This is a genomic window from Steroidobacter flavus, assembly GCF_042651805.1.
GTDB lineage: Bacteria > Pseudomonadota > Gammaproteobacteria > Steroidobacterales > Steroidobacteraceae > Steroidobacter > Steroidobacter flavus.
This window is the reverse complement of sequence record NZ_JBHSDU010000014.1, coordinates 852,496-872,039: the sequence shown is the minus strand read 5'-3', so window position 1 is coordinate 872,039 and position 19,544 is coordinate 852,496. Positions and strand designations below refer to the sequence as shown.

The 19,544-nt window shown below is 60.3% G+C and carries 14 protein-coding genes; 9 read left to right on the top strand and 5 right to left on the bottom strand.

Features of this window, described 5'->3' with window-relative positions; translation table 11 throughout:
• Together ACFPN2_RS26375 and ACFPN2_RS26370 are read left to right on the top strand one after the other, a co-directional pair.
• The gene (locus tag ACFPN2_RS26375; protein ID WP_380602209.1) at nucleotides 1-2,166 is read left to right on the top strand and encodes a 3-hydroxyacyl-CoA dehydrogenase NAD-binding domain-containing protein; all 2,166 of its coding nucleotides are present in this window, start codon (nucleotides 1-3) and stop codon (nucleotides 2,164-2,166) included.
• Nucleotides 2,167-2,169: 3 nt separating this feature from the next.
• On the top strand, nucleotides 2,170-3,327 hold the full coding sequence (locus tag ACFPN2_RS26370) for an acyl-CoA dehydrogenase family protein (RefSeq protein ID WP_380602207.1): 1,158 nt from the start codon (nucleotides 2,170-2,172) through the stop codon (nucleotides 3,325-3,327).
• Between the two features lie 107 nt (nucleotides 3,328-3,434).
• Here ACFPN2_RS26370 and ACFPN2_RS26365 read toward each other — a convergent pair whose 3' ends face one another.
• Nucleotides 3,435-3,788, bottom strand: coding sequence for a hypothetical protein (locus tag ACFPN2_RS26365; protein ID WP_380602205.1), 354 nt, complete (start codon nucleotides 3,786-3,788; stop codon nucleotides 3,435-3,437).
• A gap of 623 nt (nucleotides 3,789-4,411) precedes the next feature.
• On the opposite strand from ACFPN2_RS26365, the gene ACFPN2_RS26360 reads away from it, so the two are divergent.
• The 4 genes from ACFPN2_RS26360 to ACFPN2_RS26345 all read left to right on the top strand — a co-directional run bounded on the left by ACFPN2_RS26360 (nucleotide 4,412) and on the right by ACFPN2_RS26345 (nucleotide 9,683).
• Nucleotides 4,412-5,353: a hypothetical protein gene (locus ACFPN2_RS26360; protein ID WP_380602203.1), complete on the top strand. Its 942-nt coding sequence runs from the start codon at nucleotides 4,412-4,414 to the stop codon at nucleotides 5,351-5,353.
• Nucleotides 5,350-6,018: a peptidase associated/transthyretin-like domain-containing protein gene (locus tag ACFPN2_RS26355; protein WP_380602201.1), complete on the top strand. Its 669-nt coding sequence runs from the start codon at nucleotides 5,350-5,352 to the stop codon at nucleotides 6,016-6,018. The genes ACFPN2_RS26360 and ACFPN2_RS26355 overlap by 4 nt, the downstream gene beginning before the upstream one ends.
• A gap of 156 nt (nucleotides 6,019-6,174) precedes the next feature.
• The gene (locus tag ACFPN2_RS26350) at nucleotides 6,175-8,193 is read left to right on the top strand and encodes a phospholipase C/P1 nuclease family protein (RefSeq protein ID WP_380602199.1); all 2,019 of its coding nucleotides are present in this window, start codon (nucleotides 6,175-6,177) and stop codon (nucleotides 8,191-8,193) included.
• A 617-nt stretch (nucleotides 8,194-8,810) separates the two neighbouring features.
• Nucleotides 8,811-9,683 (top strand): formylglycine-generating enzyme family protein, encoded by an 873-nt coding sequence (locus ACFPN2_RS26345; RefSeq protein WP_380602197.1) that lies wholly within the window; start codon nucleotides 8,811-8,813, stop codon nucleotides 9,681-9,683.
• A 3-nt stretch (nucleotides 9,684-9,686) separates the two neighbouring features.
• On the opposite strand, the gene ACFPN2_RS26340 is transcribed toward ACFPN2_RS26345, so the two are convergent.
• The 3 genes from ACFPN2_RS26340 to roxB all read right to left on the bottom strand — a co-directional run bounded on the left by ACFPN2_RS26340 (nucleotide 9,687) and on the right by roxB (nucleotide 13,405).
• A complete protein-coding gene (locus ACFPN2_RS26340) occupies nucleotides 9,687-10,904 on the bottom strand; it encodes an RNA polymerase sigma factor (protein ID WP_380602195.1) in 1,218 nt (405 codons plus the stop codon).
• Nucleotides 10,905-10,907: 3 nt separating this feature from the next.
• Nucleotides 10,908-11,255, bottom strand: a complete 348-nt coding sequence (locus ACFPN2_RS26335) for a YciI family protein (RefSeq protein WP_380602193.1) — start codon at nucleotides 11,253-11,255, stop codon at nucleotides 10,908-10,910.
• Between the two features lie 104 nt (nucleotides 11,256-11,359).
• Nucleotides 11,360-13,405, bottom strand: a complete 2,046-nt coding sequence (roxB, locus tag ACFPN2_RS26330; RefSeq protein ID WP_380602191.1) for a rubber dioxygenase RoxB — start codon at nucleotides 13,403-13,405, stop codon at nucleotides 11,360-11,362.
• Nucleotides 13,406-13,596: 191 nt separating this feature from the next.
• Between roxB and ACFPN2_RS26325 the strand changes: the two genes are divergently transcribed.
• Entirely contained in the window at nucleotides 13,597-16,008 is a 2,412-nt protein-coding gene (locus tag ACFPN2_RS26325) for a TonB-dependent receptor (protein WP_380602189.1), read from the top strand.
• On the opposite strand, the gene ACFPN2_RS26320 is transcribed toward ACFPN2_RS26325, so the two are convergent.
• Complete coding sequence (locus ACFPN2_RS26320; protein WP_380602187.1) at nucleotides 16,009-16,755, bottom strand: helix-turn-helix transcriptional regulator; 747 nt, start codon at nucleotides 16,753-16,755, stop codon at nucleotides 16,009-16,011.
• A gap of 177 nt (nucleotides 16,756-16,932) precedes the next feature.
• Here ACFPN2_RS26320 and ACFPN2_RS26315 point away from each other — a divergent pair, with 177 nt between their 5' ends.
• Both ACFPN2_RS26315 and ACFPN2_RS26310 read left to right on the top strand, forming a co-directional pair.
• Entirely contained in the window at nucleotides 16,933-17,850 is a 918-nt protein-coding gene (locus ACFPN2_RS26315; protein ID WP_380602185.1) for an oxygenase MpaB family protein, read from the top strand.
• A 17-nt stretch (nucleotides 17,851-17,867) separates the two neighbouring features.
• Nucleotides 17,868-19,433 (top strand): fatty acid--CoA ligase, encoded by a 1,566-nt coding sequence (locus tag ACFPN2_RS26310; RefSeq protein ID WP_380602849.1) that lies wholly within the window; start codon nucleotides 17,868-17,870, stop codon nucleotides 19,431-19,433.
• The last annotated feature ends 111 nt before the right edge of the window (nucleotides 19,434-19,544 follow it).

Below are 19,544 nucleotides of genomic sequence, written 5' to 3'. Positions count from 1 at the left end.
ATGAAGACGTTACGGCTCGACGTGGATGCCGACGGCATCGCTTTGATCACGCTGGAGGCGCCCGACAAGCCGATGAACGTGGTGTCGCCGGAGTTGATCGACGACATGATCGCCGCGATCGAGCGGGTGGCGGCGGATGCGTCGATCAAGGGCGCCATCGTGACTTCGGCCAAGCCCGCGTTCATGGCGGGCGCGGATCTCAAATACATTCTTGGTATCGCTGGCGGCGCGCTCACGCTCAAGCAGGCGTATGCCTTCAGTCAGAAGCCGTCGGTACAGATGCATCGGCGGTTGGAGACTTGTGGCAAGCCGTTTGTTGCCGCCATCAATGGACTGGCGCTGGGCGGCGGTTATGAACTGGCGCTGGCCTGTCATCACCGCGTCATCGTCGATGATCCAAAGGCGGTGGTGGGGTTGCCCGAAGTGACAGTGGGATTGTTGCCGGGCTCCGGTGGCACGCAACGTTTGCCTCGTATGGTGGGCTTGGAAAAGGCAACGGCGTTGTTGTTGGATGGTCGCAGTGTTCCGCCGACGGAAGCGTTGCAGTTGGGCATGGTCGATCAAGTCGTGCCGGCCGCGCAGTTGCTGGCTGCCGCTCGTGCTTGGCTACTGAATACGCCGAATCCCGTGCGTGCGTGGGACGTCAAAGGCTATCGCAGCAGCAACGGTCTGCTGAATCCCGCGGTCGTCAAGGTGATGAGCGAACGCCCGGCGCAGATCGCGGCGCAGACTCGTCGCAACTATCCCGCGCCCATCGCCATTCTGGATTGTTTGTTCCATGGCTTGCTGTTGCCGTTCGACAAGGCGCTGCAACTGGAGTCCAAGCATTTCGCTCGATTGCTGTGCGATCCGGTGGCTAGAAATTTGATCCGTACGTCGTTCGTCAATCGTGGCGAGGCCAGCAAGTTGGCTCGTCGGCCGCGCGACATCGCGAAGTCATCTGTGACTCGTCTCGGTGTGCTCGGCGCCGGCATGATGGGATCGGGCATCGCGTACGTGGCGGCTCAGGCCGGCGTCGAAGTCGTGTTGATTGATAGCTCGCTCGAGCTGGCCGAGAAGGGCAAGCAGTATTCCGTGAAGCTGCTGGATAAAGCAGTCGAGCGAGGCAAGCAGAGCCGAGCTGCGGCCGATGCCATCCTGGCGCGGATCAAGCCGACGACCAGTTATGAATCTCTGGCCGGCTGCGAGCTGGTGATCGAGGCGGTGTTCGAAGACGTGGCGGTGAAGGCCGAGGTGACGAAGCGGGCCGAAGCGGTGTTGAGCGCGTCTGGCATCTTCGCCAGCAATACTTCGACGCTGCCGATCGGTCGGCTGGCTGAGGCGTCGAGCCGGCCGGCGCAGTTCATCGGGCTGCATTTCTTTTCTCCCGTCGATCGCATGCCGTTGGTAGAAGTGATCGTCGGGGCGCGCACCAGTCAGGAGACGCTGGCGAAGTCTCTCGACTTCGTCGGGCAGTTGCGTATGACGCCGATCGTCGTCAACGACTCACGAGGCTTCTACACCAGCCGCGTGTTTCAGACCTTCATTCACGAAGGCATGCGCATGCTGGAGGAAGGCATCGAGCCTGCGCGCATCGAGAACGCGGCGATGGCTGCCGGTTTCCCGGTCGGCCCGCTGGCGTTGCTCGATGAGGTGACCATAGAACTGCCTTGGAAGATCGTGCAAGAGGCGGAAGCCGCGCTCGGTGCGAACTTCAAACGGCCGTGTGCGTACGATGTGATGAGGCGCATGCTCCATGAGATCAAGCGCCCCGGGCGTCGTCATGGCGGTGGCTTCTATGACTATCCCAAAGACGCGCCGAAACATTTGTGGCCCGGCTTGTCGGCTGCGTTTCCTCCGGCGCGCAAACAACCGGGCGTCGAAGAGATTCGAGATCGGCTGCTGTATATCCAGGCGATCGAGACCGCGCGTTGTCTCGAGGAAGGCGTGATTACCCATCCGGCCGATGCGGACGTGGGCGCGCTGCTGGGCTGGGGCTTTCCGGCGTGGACCGGTGGGCCGCTGTCGTTCATCGAGACCGTGGGCATGGAGAAGTTCGTGGCTGAGGCGGAGCGGATGGCGTCCACTTACGGCGCTCGCTTTGCGCCTTCGGATTGGCTGCGAGCCCGAGCGGAACAGGGCGAGGCTTTCTATGAAACTGCGTTACCGCGCACCGCTGCCGCCTGAATCATGCGCCGATTGATTTTCGAGCCCGAGCACGATGCGTTCCGCGAGACTGTCCGCCGTTTCTTTCGTAACGAGATAGGCCCGCACGCAGCCCGCTGGCGCGAGCAAGGTCACGTCGATCGCTGGGCTTATACGAAGGCCGGCGAGCAGGGCTATCTGCTGATGTGGGCCGATGAGAGATACGGTGGCGCCGGCGTCGAGGACTTTCGTTACGAGCAGATCGTCTACGAAGAAAACATCCGGCACGGCGAGCCGGGCTTTTACATCAATCTGCATTCGGGGCTGGTCGCGCCCTATATCGACGGATTGGGCGATGAGGAGCAGAAGCAGCGCTGGCTGCCGAAGTGCGCGAGCGGCGAGTCGATTCTTGCCGTCGCCATGACGGAGCCCGGCGCGGGCAGCGACCTCGCCGGCATGAAAGCCACCGCGGTGGATCGTGGCGACCACTGGCTGCTCAACGGTTCGAAGACTTATATCTCGAATGGCCAGCTGGCCGATCTGATCATCGTCGCTGCGCGCACGGTGCCCGATCAGCGGTACGGCATCGGACTGTTCGTCGTCGAAGCCGACATGCCCGGCTTCAAGCGCGGCAATCGCTTGCACAAGATGGGACTGAGAGCTCAGGACACATCCGAGCTGTTCTTCGACAACGTCGCCGTTCCAAAGCGCAACGTGCTCGGCGATGCCGCCAAAGGCTTCGGCTTCCTGCAACAGTTTCTGGTCGGCGAGCGCCTAATTGCGGCGATCGATTCGATGGCGGCGGCACAGACAGCTTTCGATATCACCCTCGAGTTCATTCAAAACCGCCGCGCATTCGGCCGGCCGGTGGGAATGTTTCAGAACAGCCGCTTCGTGATGGCCGGCCTACGCGCCGAGATCGATTCCGCGCAGACGTTCGTCGATCAGTGCGTACTCGAATACAACGCGGACCGGCTCACCGCCGACGAAGTCGCCGGCGCCAAGCTGGTCGCCAGCGAGGTTGAAGGTCGAGTCGTCGATGCCTGCGTTCAACTCCACGGCGGCGCGGGCTACATGGAGGAGTACCGCATCAGCCGCATGTACACCGAAGCTCGCGTTTCCCGCATCTTCGCAGGCAGCTCGGAGATCATGAAAGAGATCATCGGCCGCAGCCTGGGGCTGGATGAGCGGAAGCTGAAGTAGCGAGTGTCCTCAGGCGGAGCGATTCCGGTTCGAACGCTGAACCACTCCTGCAACAACGGGCATACGTCGTTCCCCCGGCTCAGCCCGGGCTGTGGTTTCCTGCAACGTCAGCTGCCGATGACTGCGCCATCCAGCAGCGCCGAATCAGTGACGTGACAGGCACCCGTCGTGTACAGCATCACGGTTCGACCGGCTGCTTGTGCTGCCATGAGCATGGCGAAAATGCGTTTATGCCGATCGTTGCTCACCGCGAAGTGGAACGTATTGCCCGTGGAGCAGCCACTCGGATTGGTTCCGGGTGCCAGAATAACGAAAACGAGTTCCGAGGCGTTGGTGCCTGCAGCCGGTTGCTGATTGAGTTCCTGGATCTGACGGAACTGTGTCCATCCCGCCGAATGCGCTTGTGAAAGTGGCAGCGCGCAGGCCAGGACCATCGACATGACTGCAAAGATACGCATCATTCCTCCTCAATCTCGAGTTACATCCAACAACATTCAGTTTAAACGGCGTTCGGCAGCGCGGGATTCGAACTCGGCTACAGCGAATAGCGCAACGGCCTGAATCAAACGAACCCAAGAGGGTGGCAACGACGTGTTGCAGTTTCATGAGATCCATTCGTGGGCACAGTGCGGGCTGTGTCGTTCTTCCGCTGAGATGAGGTGGCGAAGTTGCTACAGGCGTGCGCCGTTGTCAACGAGTCCGTTGATCGCTCTACAGTGCACCACGTTGCTTTCGGTGAAACCCTGATTCTGAATATCAGAGACCGAAAGAATATTGACAGTAGTACGGAAACAATTTCAAACTGAATGCAGAAGAATCAGTCGCGGGCCGAAGTCATGGATGATTCACGTGAGCTAGGGATCGGCGTTGACGGGGTCACCGCACGAAATCTCCTTTAGTCATTTCCAATCGTAGCCGGGCTCGCACTCGATGGCGCATGCCTGTTGCCAATTATTTGGGGTCCACTGATGAGTTGGAGTGATGCGCAGAGCGGGGCGTATTCCCGAATTTCCTGGGCTCAAGGCAACGCGCAGTGACGGCTGGAATCCGGTAGCCGCGTCATTAACTCGAGATCTGGCATATCATGGCAGGCAAGATACAAGCGTTTCGGAGATCTGGGTGGCTCGCCGCTGCGCTCGCGTTGGGCGCGCAAGCGACCCTTGTGAGCAGCGCTGTAGCGCAGCCCGATCCGCGGCTTGCTCTAAGGTCGGCCGGCTACACGACGTACATCGGCGACATCGATCACGACGGCGATATCGACGTGCTGGTAAAGGCGAAGACGCGATTCGTGATGATCGATTTGGAAATGGCGGTGCCGATCGTGGTGAAGCCCAGCAGCCCGACATTTCTGCTGAGGGCGGCCAGTGGCGGTTACTCGATTGAGGTCGATCCACCGCGGAGTATTACAAATGATGCGGCGTGGACCCCCGGCAACTTCGACCTGACTTTTGGCGATGTCACTGGCACCGGTGCGCAGACACTGTTGCTCCGAGGGCGTACGGCGGGAGCGACCAGCTTTCTCATTACGCCGTCCCTCAGCACCGGGCAGCCACAACTGCTGCAGACGCTGACTCCCGCAGCTTTGGGTGTGGATCTGGGCGGAGCGGCCAGTGAAGTTACGCTCGAAGACAAAGACTCGGACGGGCAAACAGATCTGGTTGTACGCTCCAACGGCACGGTGATCGCGGTGCTCATCGCCCGAGATGATGGTACTTTTGCAAAGGACACCAGTTCCGAAGCAGGGCCGCTCATGGCGTGGCGGGTTTTTTGCGCGTCGCTCGATGACGGTAATATCGAGGCGGCGTTGGCGAATATCGCCACCTCCAGCCGCGGCCAGTATCAGACCGCCTTGGTCAATCTCGGCACTGCGATTACAGGGCTTACTCAGAACTGGGTGGGAATCAAGACGGTTGAAGTTGCGCCGACTTATGCAATCTTAAGCGTGACGCAGAGTCTCGGCGAGAATCTTCAGTACCAAGTCGTCATGGTGAAAGAAGACGCGCAGTGGCGAGTGGACCTGTTTTGACAGTAGTGACGCGCAAGCCGCTTGCAATTCTAGTGGCCGTCGGCGTGGTCGCGTTGGTCGCGAACTTTGTATATCCGTTTGTTTGGTACTCACCGGCGATCGATGGCCGCGTCATTGATGCTACCACTGGTCGTCCCGTACCGGGCGCCGTCGTTCTAATGACGTGGGAGAAAACGGGTATTCAAGGCACGACGCTGGGTGTCGTTGCCATCGAAGAGGTGGCTGCCAGCGAGAGCGGCGAGTTTCATATACCGGCTTGGGGGCCGCGCATCTCGTTTCACGGGACGGTGAAAGACGGTCAGCCCACGACGCGCGTGCTTCATCGGGACTACGCGCCGTTGGCTTTCTTCAACACGTCGCCGATCGCCTCCGGACACGATCCGCGGTTCATCCGGATTCCTTACCATCATGATGACAAGCCGATCGCGCTGTCCGCACCGGCCACTGCAGTCGACGAGGAGGTGGCCGCACTCGCGGCATTTGTATCGACGATGTGGTTTGCCTACGCCGGCAAGCAGTGCGAGTGGACGCATGCTCAGCGCTCGCTGGCCATCATCGATGATATGCGTACTAGCTTGCAGGGAACGACCGACTCCGGTCGCCTCGACGAGGTCATGCCGCTGGATCTCGTGCGAAAGCAAGGAAACTGCGAGAGCCAACGATAAATAGAGGTCAACGGAATGAATCGGAATGTGCTGTCGCTGCTCGGCTGCATCGGCCTGCTACAGGTGTCGCAGTCATCGTGCGCTTACAACACCGACATACATCGTGTGCTGACGCTCGAGGCAGTGGCGAAATCGACGCTGTCCAGCGCGGCGTTCGTGCAGGATCTCGGCGCGTCGGCTGGGGGATACACTGCCACGGACGGAACAACAAATCTTTCGCTCGCGCAGCTGATGGCTCAAGGAGCACATCTCGAGGATGAAGCAGATCCCCAAGTTCATCCGACCGAAACACGCCGGTTCTGCAATCACTTTTTCGATCCTCAGTTTGCCAGTTTCACGGGACGGGGATTGGACGACTTCGGCGGGCGTGGCCTTCCATCCCCTGACTGGGCACTCGAGGATCGCTTCACAGTGACGACTGTTGTAGACGGAGGGCTGTGTAACAGCGCCGGATCGTCACCCTCCCAACGTCCGCAGGATTTTTCCTATCGGGATGCGTTGGATGCAATGTACAAGGCGTTGACTTACAGCGATGCCGGCGTACGCAGTCAGCAATTCGGGCGCACGTTTCAGATACTTGGTCAGGTAGTCCACCATCTTCAAGACATGGCGCAGCCACAACACACGCGCAACGAAGGGCATGCTTGGCCGACCTGGCTCAACTGGTATGAGGCGTATACCACCAGTCATGTGACCGCGCAGCAGATTCATGATTGGGTAGTGGCCAATCCGTACGCTCCTCCGAGTCTGCCGACCGCCAGAAATTATTGGACCTCGACCATCCATCCGAGCTTCATCGGCATGGCCGAGTTCACTTCGCAGAACTACGCCAGTCCGAATCATATGTTCGCCGTCTATCCCAACCCACAGGGCCAGCTGGTTATCGACAGTAATCCTGCGTTCCCCTATCCCAGCGGCCAGAATCCCGATGGCTCGAGAAAGCATATCGAAGTCATCAACTATCCTCAGCGGTTGAGTGACAGCTCGACGCGAAACATGCCGGTACGAACGATCCTTGGCGACGTCTTCGACGGCCACACCGGTCAGACCTATAAGGATCGGAAGCTCGCTGCCTGGTCGCTGCTTGCAGCCCCTTATCTCAATCAAGGCATGGGGCTGATGGCGCTTACTACGCCGCCGCTGGTAGTCGATGACTACTATCCAATCTTGCTGCCACGCGCGGTTGCTTTCTCGGCGGGACTCGTCAATCACTTTTTCCGTGGGCGAGTCGACTTGCAGCGTAATTCTGCCGGTTCGGGTTGGCTGATCAAGAACGTCAGCAGCGCGGATCAAGGTATGGATGGCACATTCACTATTTACTCGGAAACGGCGGCGGGCGTGCGCCAGCCAATCCCTGGAGCTGTGTTCGTTCGCAATCTCGCGGCCGGACAGTCCTCGATCGTGACTTTTACCGAGCCAGCGACGACAACGAGTCGTCTCGTCGTCGTATTCACAGGACAGATTGGTGCCGAAGTTCCCGCCGATTCGGGTTTTCAAAGTATCGCGGGTAAGGTCGTGACGTACTCTCCGCCACTGGTTCCTTGCGGGCAACCGCTTTCCGCGGGAGGTTCGTCCGAGGGATTCAATCAGGTCATGGAGATGGGGTCTGAGGCCGGACCGGTGCAGATCGAGTTCGAAGCCTACTCGATTCCCGACAAGTTCGAGGTCCGTGCAGAGAGTTCCGCCGCGCCTGTACTGGTCACCACCACGAATCAGGTCAGTGGCTGGCATACCTGGACGTATCAGTTCAATCCAACGTCGCTCGGTACATCGAAGTTTCGCATCCGGGTCACGGGGAACTCCGATCCGGGGACGCTCTGGACCGCGACAGTGTCCTGCCCGAACAAGACCCTCACGAACTCAGATCGTATCCAGGACAGAATTGCCATCACATTCGGCGTCGGTGCGACAGTCGGTGCCGGCTGTGATGCGGGTTATATCAATGTGATGCTCAATGGCAAACAGGCCACGAGGCTCAACTTCAGTCCTGGCGTTGGGGATAGTGGGACTGTGACTGTCACTGCCGGTACGCACCAGCGGGTCGAGTTGCTCCCGACGATCACGAGTCAAGGTACGCCTGGCTTTACTTGCCAGGGCAATGGGACTGTGTTCTGGACGGACCGTGCGGGCCAACACTACGTAAATGGCAGTCCGACTTGGATATCCATTCAATGATTGTTACCCCTCCCACGGGCAAGGAGGAGGACTGGGCAGTACTGGCCGAGAAGGCTGTGGCCGTCTATGGCAACGGCAACGCTTCGACATGGCAGATCGAGTCGAATCGAATTCTTATAGATTACGGCTCGTAATGAGGCGAGGCACAGGATGACTTCTCTGAATTTTGTCAGGAATCTGAAAGGAGGATGTATGTCGCCTGATCTCTCTCGCTCTGTTATTCGGCTGTGTGCAATCGAACTTTGCGTATGGAACTGCCGGGCACGGTGACGGTAGAGGGATGGTTTTCTTTAGCCAGTCGATCAGTAATAGTGGCCTGCCTTGCGTGCAAGGTGCGTACGCCAACGCACTCGTCTTCGACTCCAGAACAGACGGTAAGAGCATTCTTGCTGCTGCACTGACTGCGAAGGCACGGGTGACACGATCTCCGCCGTTGGTACAGAAATTGCTTTCTATGCGGGGAGGCATCCGTCGAGCACTGGTTATACGGGCTTGTTCTACTGGTTGAGACGCGCAGCTGGTGCTGGGTCGACACCAGCCGGAATCCGTTGGCACCCACGCGGGTCCGTGCCTCGATCAGACTTCCCAGGGTAGAACGAATCCTGGGGAGAGTTCGAATGCGCCATTCTTGGCTCGCGATCCTGATCGTAGCGTTGTCGTCGATCGCGTACGCCGATGCGTCGGAAGTCATTCGCGATTGCGCCGATTGTCCCGAGATGAAGGTCGTGCCGGCCGGCAGCTTCGACATGGGTGCAGTCGACGGTGATGCAGAGGCGAAAGACGATGAAAGGCCCCGACATCGAGTAACGATCGCCAAACCCTTCGCCGTTGGCATTCACGAAGTCACCCGCGCGCAGTTCGAGAAGTTCATTGCCAGCACCGGTCACGATGCGGGCAACAGTTGTCACGGTTACGAAGACGGTAAGTGGCAAGGCAAGTGGGAGGACAAGGAAGGTTGGAGCTGGCGCCGGCCGGGGTATGCGCAGGAGCCGAATCATCCGGCGGTGTGTATCAATTGGTACGACGCCAAGCGCTATGTGGAGTGGCTGAGCAAGAGCACGGGCAAGCACTATCGGTTGCTCACCGAAGCCGAATGGGAATACATCGCGCAGGCCGGCAAGGTTTCAGTCAGTCATGACAGCGCCAACTATGGCGCCGAGGCGCATTGCTGTACTTCACTCGCTGCTGGCAAAGATCGTTGGTTGACGACGGCACCGGTCGCCAGCTTCGCGCCGGATGCGCTCGGGCTCTACGATGTCCGAGGCAATGTTTGGGAGTGGCTGGAGGATTGCTACAACGACAGTTACACCGGCGCTTCCACCGATGGCAGTGCGCGCACCGCGAATTGCTCGCTGGCGGATCGTCGCTCTGTACGTGGCGGAGGTTGGGGCGATCCAGGGCGGTTGTTACGAACTACTTATCGCTTGCGCAGTCCGGTCGAAGGTCGTTACTTCGGACTGGGCTTCCGAGTCGCTCGCGATCTCGACTGATCTTCATCGGCTCAGCGCGGCGAGCCGGCGTCTCAAGAACTCTCGTTCGGCATCGTTCTCACAACGCTCGATGGCGTTCTGATACGCCGCCGTCGCTTGCTCGTTCCGACCGAGTCGTCGCAAGAGGTCGGCACGGATCGCGTGAAACAGATAAAACCGGTCGAGGTCGAGGGCTTCGATCAGTTGCAATGCTGCCTGCGGTCCATCGACTTCAGCGACTGCGACCGCTCGATTCAACGCCACCACCGGCGTCGGCTGTATCGCCAGCAGTTGATCGTAGAGTCGAACGATCTGAGCCCAGTCCGTATCGGCGGTGCTAGAGGCGATAGCGTGGGCGGCATTGATCGCTGCTTGTATCTGGTACGGCCCGGGTCGATTGCGATGCAGGCAACGTTGGACGAGTCGCAACCCTTCGGCGGTCAATGCGGGGTCCCAGCGAGTGCGATCCTGATCCCGGAGCAGCACCAGTTGACCGTCGTCATTCACACGCGCTGAGCGACGAGCGTCCGTCAACAGCATCAGCGCCAGCAGTCCCTGGATTTCCAGTTCATCTGGCAGCTCACTCAAGAGGACGCGAGTGAGCCGAATGGCTTCAGTGCACAGCTCACCGCGCGTGAGCTCGGTGCCGGAAGTCGCCGCGTAACCTTCGTTGAAAATCAGATAGAGAACAGCGAGTACCGGAACTAGGCGGGCAGGGAGCTCGCTCGCGTCGGGCACTCGATACGGTATCCCGGCATCACGAATCTTGCCTTTCGCGCGCACCAGACGCTGTGCAAGTGTGACTTCCGGAATGAGGAACGCCTTGGCGATTTCCGGAGTGGTCAATCCGCCGAGCAGCCGTAAGGTGAGTGCCACCTGTGCGTTCGTCGCGAGCGACGGATGACAGCAAGTGAAGATCAGGCGCAATCGATCGTCGTGCACGGGGTCGTCCTCGTCGACAGGGTCGTTCGCCTGTAACAACAGCGCTTGCTCGTACCGATCCTGTCGCGAGCTGTCTTTACGCAGCCGGTCGATGGCGCGGTTGCGTGCGGTGGTGATGATCCATCCCGCGGGACTGGGCGGCGGCCCTTCCTTGGGCCAGCGTTCGATCGCAGCGGCGAAGGCGTCCTGCACGGCCTCTTCGGCCGTATCGATATTCCCGAATGAGCGCGTGAGCACGGCCACCGCGCGTCCGTATTCCGCGCGGAAAATGCGGGCAATATCCGTCTGCGACAGCGCCACCGGTCAGCCGTTGTGCTGAAACGGTCTCACTTCGATGGGCAAGGTCACCGCACGTGCTAGCTTGCGACCCCATTCCAGCGCGGCGTCCAGGTCGGGCGCTTGAATGATGTCGAAGCCGCCCAGGTGTTCCTTGCCTTCGATGTACGGCCCATCGGTGGTCAGCATCTTGCCGTCTTTGAACGTCAGTACCGTCGCCGTCGACGCGGGGTACAGGCCGCCGCCGAACACGAGGGCGCCGGCCGCCTTCATTTCGCGGATCACCTCGTTCACGTCGCGCATGATGGGTTCGAGCTTTTCCGGCGGGGGCGGCGGGCCGTCGGGCTGATAGATGCTCAGGAGGTAGTGCTTCACGGTCGGGTCCTCGTGGGTGAGCAGGCGATCCGATATCGCCTGGCCTGCCTATACGAACGGTGTCGACTCAAATCGACACCGTCCGGGCTCGAGGACAAATTTGGCTACAAAGTCTTCAGATACTCAATGATGGCCTTCCGCTCAGTGTCCGTGAGCACCGAGTTGAAGGTGTGGCCGCCATTGCCCTGGCCGAACATGTAGGCATTGAAAATCTTGCGATTCTCGATGTCGGTGTTGGTGATGGTCGGCGGGAACAGGACGTTCCAGGCCAGGATCACATTGCCGTACAGGTTGGTGAGCAAGGCGTTGTACCACGACAGCAGCAGATCGTCGTTCGGATCGCAGCGGAGGTAGGGCGAGGGCAGCGGGTTCAGGATCGAGGGGTTCTGACACTGGATCACGTCGTACTTCCAGCCCACCTTGGCGGTGTCGAAGGCCGCCATGCTGGTGTCATAGCCCATGATCGCGCGACCGGTCTGATCCCAGCGCGGCGTCTTCGATTTGCGCTTCCATAACGGCTTGCGATCCGACGGCTTCAGCACTTCCCAGATATTCGGCACCGAGCCGTTGTGCATATAGGGCGCAGTTGCCCAGACGCCATACAGCGGCGGAGCCAGATAACCGAGCTCGCGATTGCCGCGCAGGTCAGAGCGGTTTTGCGGCCCGCAATCGTTCGCGGTGCCCGCAGTGGTCGGATAGCCGAAGAAATTGCTGGCGCCGGCGACTTGCACTGCTTCGTTGTTTGTTTGCTGCCGGACGATGTCGGTCTGGATGATCCGTTGCGGCGTGATGTAGGCGGCCATGCCTTCGAGCGTCGGTGTCGCCAGGAAGGTTGGATCGTTCACGTAGCGTGGCGCATAAGCGCCGTGGCAGCTGGCGCAGGAGCCATTGCCTTCAGCGGGCTTCGGCACCGGGTTGTTTCTATTCGAGGCCCACAGATTTAGGGTATGAAAGAGCACCGCGCCTTGTTCCGCCAGTGCCGTGTCGATCGTCCCCGGATACACGGGCGCTTTCAGAGCTTCGACCCACGTATTCGCATCCGGGCCGTGCGCACGCATCCAGTCCTGTCCGGCCTCGGATACCGGCCCACCCAGCGAGCCGAACAAACCGAACGCAGGCGTGTAGAACACCATGTCGACGCGCGGAGCATCCATTGGGAACACGCCGTCGACGAACTTCACCGGGCGATGGCCCATATTCCACCACGCCGGGGTGTCCATGGACGCAGTCGAGCCCGATGCGATTACACCGAGCGCGGTGCTGATGGGGATCAGCCCTTGATCGGGAAACAGGAACGCAAGATTGATATCACTGGCGTTGTTCGTTCCGCGCGTACGGGTCAAGTTCGCGAGAGACGCAAGTGACGGCAGATATCCGAGCGGCACGGCATCGCGCAGGAGCAGATGCAGATCCTGCAGACTGCTACCGCCACCCGGCGCCAGTACTCCATTCGCGCCGCCGCTATGACAAGCGTGACAGGTGATGCCGATGCGTCCACTCCATGAGCCGTCGGGATTGCGCAGCTGAGTAAACATTTCGGGCAAGCGACCGGTGCCGCCGTTGGTCCGGTTGGGATCTTCCAACGGTTTGGGATAGGGATTGCGTCCCGGCCCGAAGACCGAGCCATAACGCTCGGCGACCAGATCGTCGAAGTTATCCGGGCGCACCAGAAAGCCGTCCCAACTGATCCACAATGAATTGTATTGAGCGGCGGTCAGCGTGGCTGAGCCGAACAGGGACTCGACCGTGGTGGGATCGTTTCCTGTGAACAACGCCGCGACCGTGCTCGAGCCGGTATCGAGCAAGCCATCGCCGCGATAGAAACGTTGACGCAACTCGCCGCACGTCTTGGGATGCCCGGCCTCTTGAACGGCCACCGGATCGGTGTGGCAATCCTTCCAGAATGCGTTGAATGCGACCGCGCGTCCGGTGCCGATGCCCGGTTGTACCAGGGAGCGCGGATCTGCTGGCAACAGCGTAGCGTCGGACTTGCCATAGCAGTAGTCCCACTGCTGCGATCCGCCTCGACTGCTCTTGATGAGATCCGTTGCAGCGTCGGCGCCCGTCACAAGTCCAGCGGACAGTCCAAGGATCAGGAAGGTTGAAGCGCGCCGTACCCTGGCACGCGCCCGGTATTGCTTTGAGCTCATCGGTTTGGCCCCCTTTTGGCTTCGATTCCGTAGCAAACTTTTCTTGTTCTGCGATTGCCAATCCTAGCGAGGTGTCGGGTGTCTGACGCCTATCAAGGTCAACAGCTGTGCGCCGGCGGCTCGAGCTGCCAACTTAAGAGAACGAGAACTACAAGTGAGATCGAGCAATGCGCATGGGAATGAAAGTGGGGATGAGTTTCGCGTCGCTGCTGGGGCTGGCCGCGCTCGGTCAACCAGCGGTTGCCCAGGACGTGGCACGTGCCGAGGGCGGCGGAACGCTCGAGGAAATCATGGTCACCGCACAGCGCCGTGCGGAATCGATCAACGACGTGGGCCTGGCGATTCAGGCGTTCGATGCCTCCAGCCTCGAAGCATTGCGGGTCGATAGCGTCGCCGATCTCACCAGCGTGGTCCCGAGCTTTACGGTGTCGCAGAGTTATCAGGGCGTGCCGACCTACACGATGCGCGGCATCGGATTTAACACCATCAATCTTTCGGCCACGTCGACGGTTGGTACATATGTGGATGAGGTCGCGTACGCCTATCCCATCATGAACACGGGACCGCTCATGGATCTGGAGCGGGTGGAAGTATTGAAAGGGCCGCAAGGCACACTCTATGGCCGCAATACGACGGCGGGCTTGATCAACTTCGTCACCGCGCGGCCGACTGATACTTTCGCTGCCGCGGCCACGGCGGATGTGGGCAACTATCAAACTTATAACGTCGGCGGTTATATCTCTGGGCCGCTGTCGGAGCGTATTCAGGCGCGCATCGCCGTTCGCAGCGAGAACAGCGGTGAAGGCTGGCAGCGGAGTGCGAGTCGCGGCGAACGGCTTGGTGAGATATCGAAGCAAGGCGTGCGCGGCTCGCTGGCCATTCAGCCCGGCGACAGCACTCAAATCGATTTATCAGTCACGTATTGGCGCAACGAGTCCGACACGGTGGCGGGGCAGGGCATCGGTTTCACACCGGCGACGGCGACCAGCCCCTTCAACGCGCCTGGGCTGGTGAGCTATATCGCAGCCAACCGGCCGAACGACGCGACCGATGCGGACTGGGCGCCCGAGTCGGTGCGCTCCACGGATCTCGGCATCGGTCGTGGTCTTGCAGGACCCTTACGAGAAAACAATCCTTTCACGGGGTTGAAGCTGCGTCTCGACCAGGACTTTTCCGACAGCGTGAAGCTGGTGTCCTTGTCGAGTTATAACGAGTTCGAACGCGATGCGTTGTTCGACTGGAGCGGTGCCCCGTACGAAATCCTGGTGCAGAAGGCCACGGGCAAGATCGAGTCGCTGGCGGAGGATCTGCATATCGAGGGCGAGACCGAGAACCTGAACTGGCTGGTCGGCGCCTACTACGCGAAGGACAAGATTCTGGATTCCAATCGAACGCTGCTCGGTCAAAACGCCAATGTGACTTTGATTCGGACGGTGGGTCTGCCGCTACTCGCGACGCCGTTCAATTGTTGTGGCTACACCGCGGCGGATCTGTCACGCGCGTTTCGTACCTATGAAGACGTGGGGCACATCGATACCGAAACCTGGAGCGTCTTCACCAACGCCGGGCTACGTCTGAATGAGCAGTTCAAGCTCAACGCGGGCGTGCGCTACACGGAAGACACTCAGGACTACCGCGGCTGTTCTCGCGACTTCAATGGCAGCATGTTGCCGAATGTGAATGTGGTGAATCGGGCGTTGTTTCTACAGAACTACGGCATCCTGACGGCGCCGATCTCTGCGAACCAATGCCATACCTTCGACCCAGTGACGGGCACGTTCCACGAGATCACTTCCACGCTCGATGAGAGCAATGTGTCCTGGCGCGCGTCGCTCGACTTCACTCCCACCGATACCACGCTGATCTACGCGTCAGTGTCGCGGGGCGCGAAGGCGGGCACGACGCCGATCAATCCGGCGAACATCGCGCGTCAGAACGCGCCGGTGAAACAGGAACTGCTGACAGCTTACGAGCTCGGCCTGAAGTCGACGGCGGCCGGTCGCACGCTACAGACCAATCTCGCGGCGTTCTACTACGACTACAAGGACAAGCAGATCGGCACGTACTTCGCCGACCCGATCTATACCGCGCTGACACGTCTCGACAATGTGCCGAAATCCGAAGCGTACGGCGTCGAGGGCGATGTGACCTGGGAGCCGCTATCGGGTATCACCATCGCGGCCACCGCGCTTTGGTTGCAGACCGAAGTGAAGGATTACCTCGGCACGAACGCGGCCGGGCGCCCGCAAGACTACGATGGGTCGGAGTTCATCTATAGCCCGGAGCTGCAGACCAGTCTCTCCTTGCTCTACACGCGCCCCGTCGCTGACGGTCTGAATCTGGAGATGACGCTCAACGGGCGCTATCAGAGCAAGTCAAACACCATCTTCGAGGATAGCGATCTCTATAAGATTCCTGCGTACGGCGTCGCGAACGTCAGTATCGGCGTGCGCAGCTCGGAGGATCGCTGGTCCTTCACACTCTGGTCCCGCAATGTGCTCGATAAGTACTACTGGACCGCCGTGGCCAGCAACGCAAACGTGGTCGTGCGATTCCCGAGCCCGCCGCGGACCTATGGCGCGACCATCGGAGTGAAGTTCTGATCACAACCGCATGCTGATGAAGCCGAGGGCTGTCGCGTGATGCACGATGCGTATCCGCCCGCACTCGCCGAGTTTTTCTCCGGCTTTCTTGAGATGAAAGCGCACGGTGGGAATGGCGACCTCGAGGATGATGGCGATCTCCTCGTCGGTCTTGCCGGCGGCCGCGAGCTTCAAACATTGGATCTCGCGGCGGGTGAGGCGGTAGGAGCGGATATTCGGATCGCCATACATCGCGGCATTACAGGCGGAGATGAAGCGCAAGGCTAGCACGTGCAGATCGGCGGCGTGCTTGTTGAACAACTCGCGCACGTTGTCGCGCGGCTGATCGGTCGCCCAAACGACGGCACCGATGACGCTGCCCGGCAAATGAATGGGCGCGACGATGGCGCCGCGAATGCTCAAGGTCATCCGGTTCTTCTGGCGCTCCAGCTCCGGAGCGATGTGCAGCGGCCGCCAGCCGCCGATCTCGCCGCGATCGTAGTAGAAGGGCTCGGCCGTCCAGCGAATGATGGCGACGATGGCATTGTCCAGCGCCAGATCCGGTTGCAACCAATATTCGCGGGCATCGGTGGCGAACTCGAACAAGGCGGCGACCGGGACGTTGCGGCCCACTGTCGCGGGTCGAGCGCTACTGATGTCCGCCCAGGTGGCAATCATGGGCAAGCCGATATCCCGGCCGCGCGTCGCTATTTCGCGCGCCGTGTCGATGATCGCCGGCTCGAACGAGCTCGCTGGCATCGCATTCATTGCACATCCCCCGACCCGATCATGCAATTCCGGGCCGGTTTGAAAGTCGTCCGTTCCGACGATCCCAATGGCGGGGCGGCTGGGTAGAACCCCCTGTTTGGCTCGATAGTATCCAAAGGCCGCGTCGGGCGATAAACGGTGCATGAACCAAGTTCACCGTTGTATGAAGGAAAGCAAATGAGTAACGAGCCCCGTGGTCCGCGCCGACGAGCGGTCCCGCAAGTGGATTTTCTGCAGCCGAGCGGCGCCCCCGCGTTGTACGCGCCCGATTCGCTCGCCTGGCAGGTGTTCAAGAATCCCATCTCTTTGTTCATCGGCGGCATCACCGCCGTCCTCCTGGAGCTGGCCGAGGAGCGGGTGCGCACCGGCGTTTGGGAGCATTCGATCTTTCCGACCGATCCGCTCACCCGGATGCAACGAACCGGGCTGATGACTCATGTGAGCGTGTATGCGCCCGTCGAGGTGGCGGAGAAGCTGATTCGCGGTGTGGTCGCCATGCATGCTCGCGTGCAGGGAACGACGCCGAAGGGAACGCCGTATCGAGCCAACGATCCCGAGTTGTTGAACTGGGTTCAATGCACTGTGAGCTTCGGCTTCATGGAAGCTTATGCCGCGTTCTGCCGGCCTTTGTCGGAGGCGCAACGGGATCATTTCTATCGGGAGTCGATGGTGTCGGCCCGATTGTTTCTTGCCCACGGGGCGCCGCAATCGTTGGCGGAGCAGCGTCAACAGTTCGAACGGATGCGGCCGCATCTGGAGGCGCATCCCATCATCCTGCAGTTTCTGGAGATCGTGCAGCGGACGTCGGCGTTGCCGTTGTTCCTTCGGCCGCTGCAATCGACTATGGTTCGTGCAGGGATCTCGCTGCTGCCCGACTGGCTGACCGAACGGCTCGGCCTGCAGGGCAAGCAATGGCGCCTGAAGTCCTGGGAGCAGCGGATGCTGAAGACACTGGGAGCGTTGTTCGAACGGGTGCCCCTGCCCAACACCGCACCGACACTGGCCAGCCGGCGAATGGGCTTGCCCGCCAGCTATCTCTACAAACGATTTACGGCGACGGCGGGGGAGCAACCGATGGCGAGCGCTCAGCCGTGAGGGTCGATTACGACGCCATGCCTTCGTTGGGCGATATCGCCCGGTATCACGCCCGGCATCGCGCCGAACGTATCGCAATCTCTTTTGAGCATCGCGAGACTTCGTGGGGCGAGCTGGACCGCGCCAGCAATCGAGTGGCGAATGCTCTCACCGCGTCAGGTTGCCGGCCGGCGGATCGGATCGCCTTCATCGGCAAAGGCACCGATGAGTTCTTCGAGCTCATGTTCGGAGCGGCGAAGGCCGGCGTCGTGCTGGTGCCGGTGCAGTGGCGGCTCGCCCTGCCTGAGATGCAACAGATCCTGCTCGATGCCGAAGTGAGGGTGCTGTTCGTCGGCACCGATCAGTTCGACAAGCTCGATGTCTTGCGACAGCCACTGTCGAGCGACGTCACCGTGATAGCGATGGAACAAGGTCACGCCGGCCTGCCGCGATATGCCCAGTGGCGCGATGCTGCGTCATCGTCAGATGTGCAGGCGCCCGTCGAACCGGCTTCGGTGGCGATACAGCTGTACACGTCGGGGACCACCGGCGTGCCCAAAGGCGTGATGCTCAGTCATCGAAACATTCTGGACGGCCGACGCGAGGGCATGCGGGCCGGGATGGAATGGAATGAATGGCTGGACGACGACGTGAACCTGGTTGCGCTGCCAGTGGGGCATGTCGGCGGCATCGCTTGGGGCATCGTTGGCTTCTTCAGCGGTGCGAAGACCATTGTCATGCGCGAGTTCAATCCCGCGCAGGTGCTCGATGCGGTCGAACACGAGGGCGTCTCGCGACTCTTCGTTGTGCCGACAGCGTTGCATCAGCTGTTGTTACAACCTCGCGTGAGACAAATCGACTACCGACGCTTACGTCATATTCTTTACGGCGCGTCGCCCATCGCCCTCGATCTGCTGCGCGAAGCGACGCAGGTGTTCGGCTGCGGCTTTTGTCAGCAGTATGGAATGACGGAAACGGCGGGAACGATCGTGTTTCTTCCTCCCGAAGATCACGTTGCCGCCGGCAGCCAGCGGATGCGCGCTGCGGGCAAAGCGATGCCCGGCGTGGAGATTCGCGTCGTCGATGCTCATAGCCGCGAGCCGCTTGCGGCCGGGCAGGTGGGTGAAGTCGAGACGCGCTCGGTCGCGAACATGGTCGGCTATTGGCGCTGGCCAGCCGCCACCGCACAGACTATCGACGACGCCGGCTGGCTGCGCACCGGCGATGCAGGCTATCTGGATGAGGACGGCTATCTATACATCCACGACCGTTTCAAGGACATGATCGTGTCCGGTGCGGAGAACGTCTATCCTGCCGAAGTCGAGAATGCGATTTATGGACACCCGGCGGTGCAGGAAGTGGCAGTGATCGGGGTGCCCGATGAGAAATGGGGCGAGACGGTCAAGGCCATCGTTGTTCCAAAGGAGGGCGCGACTACCGATGCCGCGGACATCATCGCGTTCTCACGCACCCGCATCGCTGCATTCAAGGCACCCAAGTCCGTCGAGTTCGTCGCGGCCTTACCCAAAGGCCCCTCAGGGAAGATTCTTCGCCGTGTGTTGCGCGAACCGTATTGGAAAGGTCGCGAGCGGCGGGTGAACTGAGCAACAACTTAGAAATATATCTTTGCGGTCGGGCATTGCAGGTGCAACAGCGCGGGGCACCTGTCGGCGTGTCATACACTTGGCTGAATAAGGAGCTTGCATCTGAAATAG

Coding starts and splice junctions, on each gene's coding strand:
- ACFPN2_RS26325 (WP_380602189.1), top strand. CDS start 13,597: ATGAGTTTCGCGTCGCTGCTGGGGCTGGCCGCGCTCGGTCAACCAGCG.
- ACFPN2_RS26315 (WP_380602185.1), top strand. CDS start 16,933: ATGAGTAACGAGCCCCGTGGTCCGCGCCGACGAGCGGTCCCGCAAGTG.
- ACFPN2_RS26370 (WP_380602207.1), top strand. CDS start 2,170: ATGCGCCGATTGATTTTCGAGCCCGAGCACGATGCGTTCCGCGAGACT.
- ACFPN2_RS26375 (WP_380602209.1), top strand. CDS start 1: ATGAAGACGTTACGGCTCGACGTGGATGCCGACGGCATCGCTTTGATC.
- ACFPN2_RS26345 (WP_380602197.1), top strand. CDS start 8,811: ATGCGCCATTCTTGGCTCGCGATCCTGATCGTAGCGTTGTCGTCGATC.
- roxB (WP_380602191.1), bottom strand. CDS start 13,405: ATGAGCTCAAAGCAATACCGGGCGCGTGCCAGGGTACGGCGCGCTTCA.
- ACFPN2_RS26365 (WP_380602205.1), bottom strand. CDS start 3,788: ATGATGCGTATCTTTGCAGTCATGTCGATGGTCCTGGCCTGCGCGCTG.
- ACFPN2_RS26320 (WP_380602187.1), bottom strand. CDS start 16,755: ATGAATGCGATGCCAGCGAGCTCGTTCGAGCCGGCGATCATCGACACG.
- ACFPN2_RS26310 (WP_380602849.1), top strand. CDS start 17,868: ATGCCTTCGTTGGGCGATATCGCCCGGTATCACGCCCGGCATCGCGCC.
- ACFPN2_RS26360 (WP_380602203.1), top strand. CDS start 4,412: ATGGCAGGCAAGATACAAGCGTTTCGGAGATCTGGGTGGCTCGCCGCT.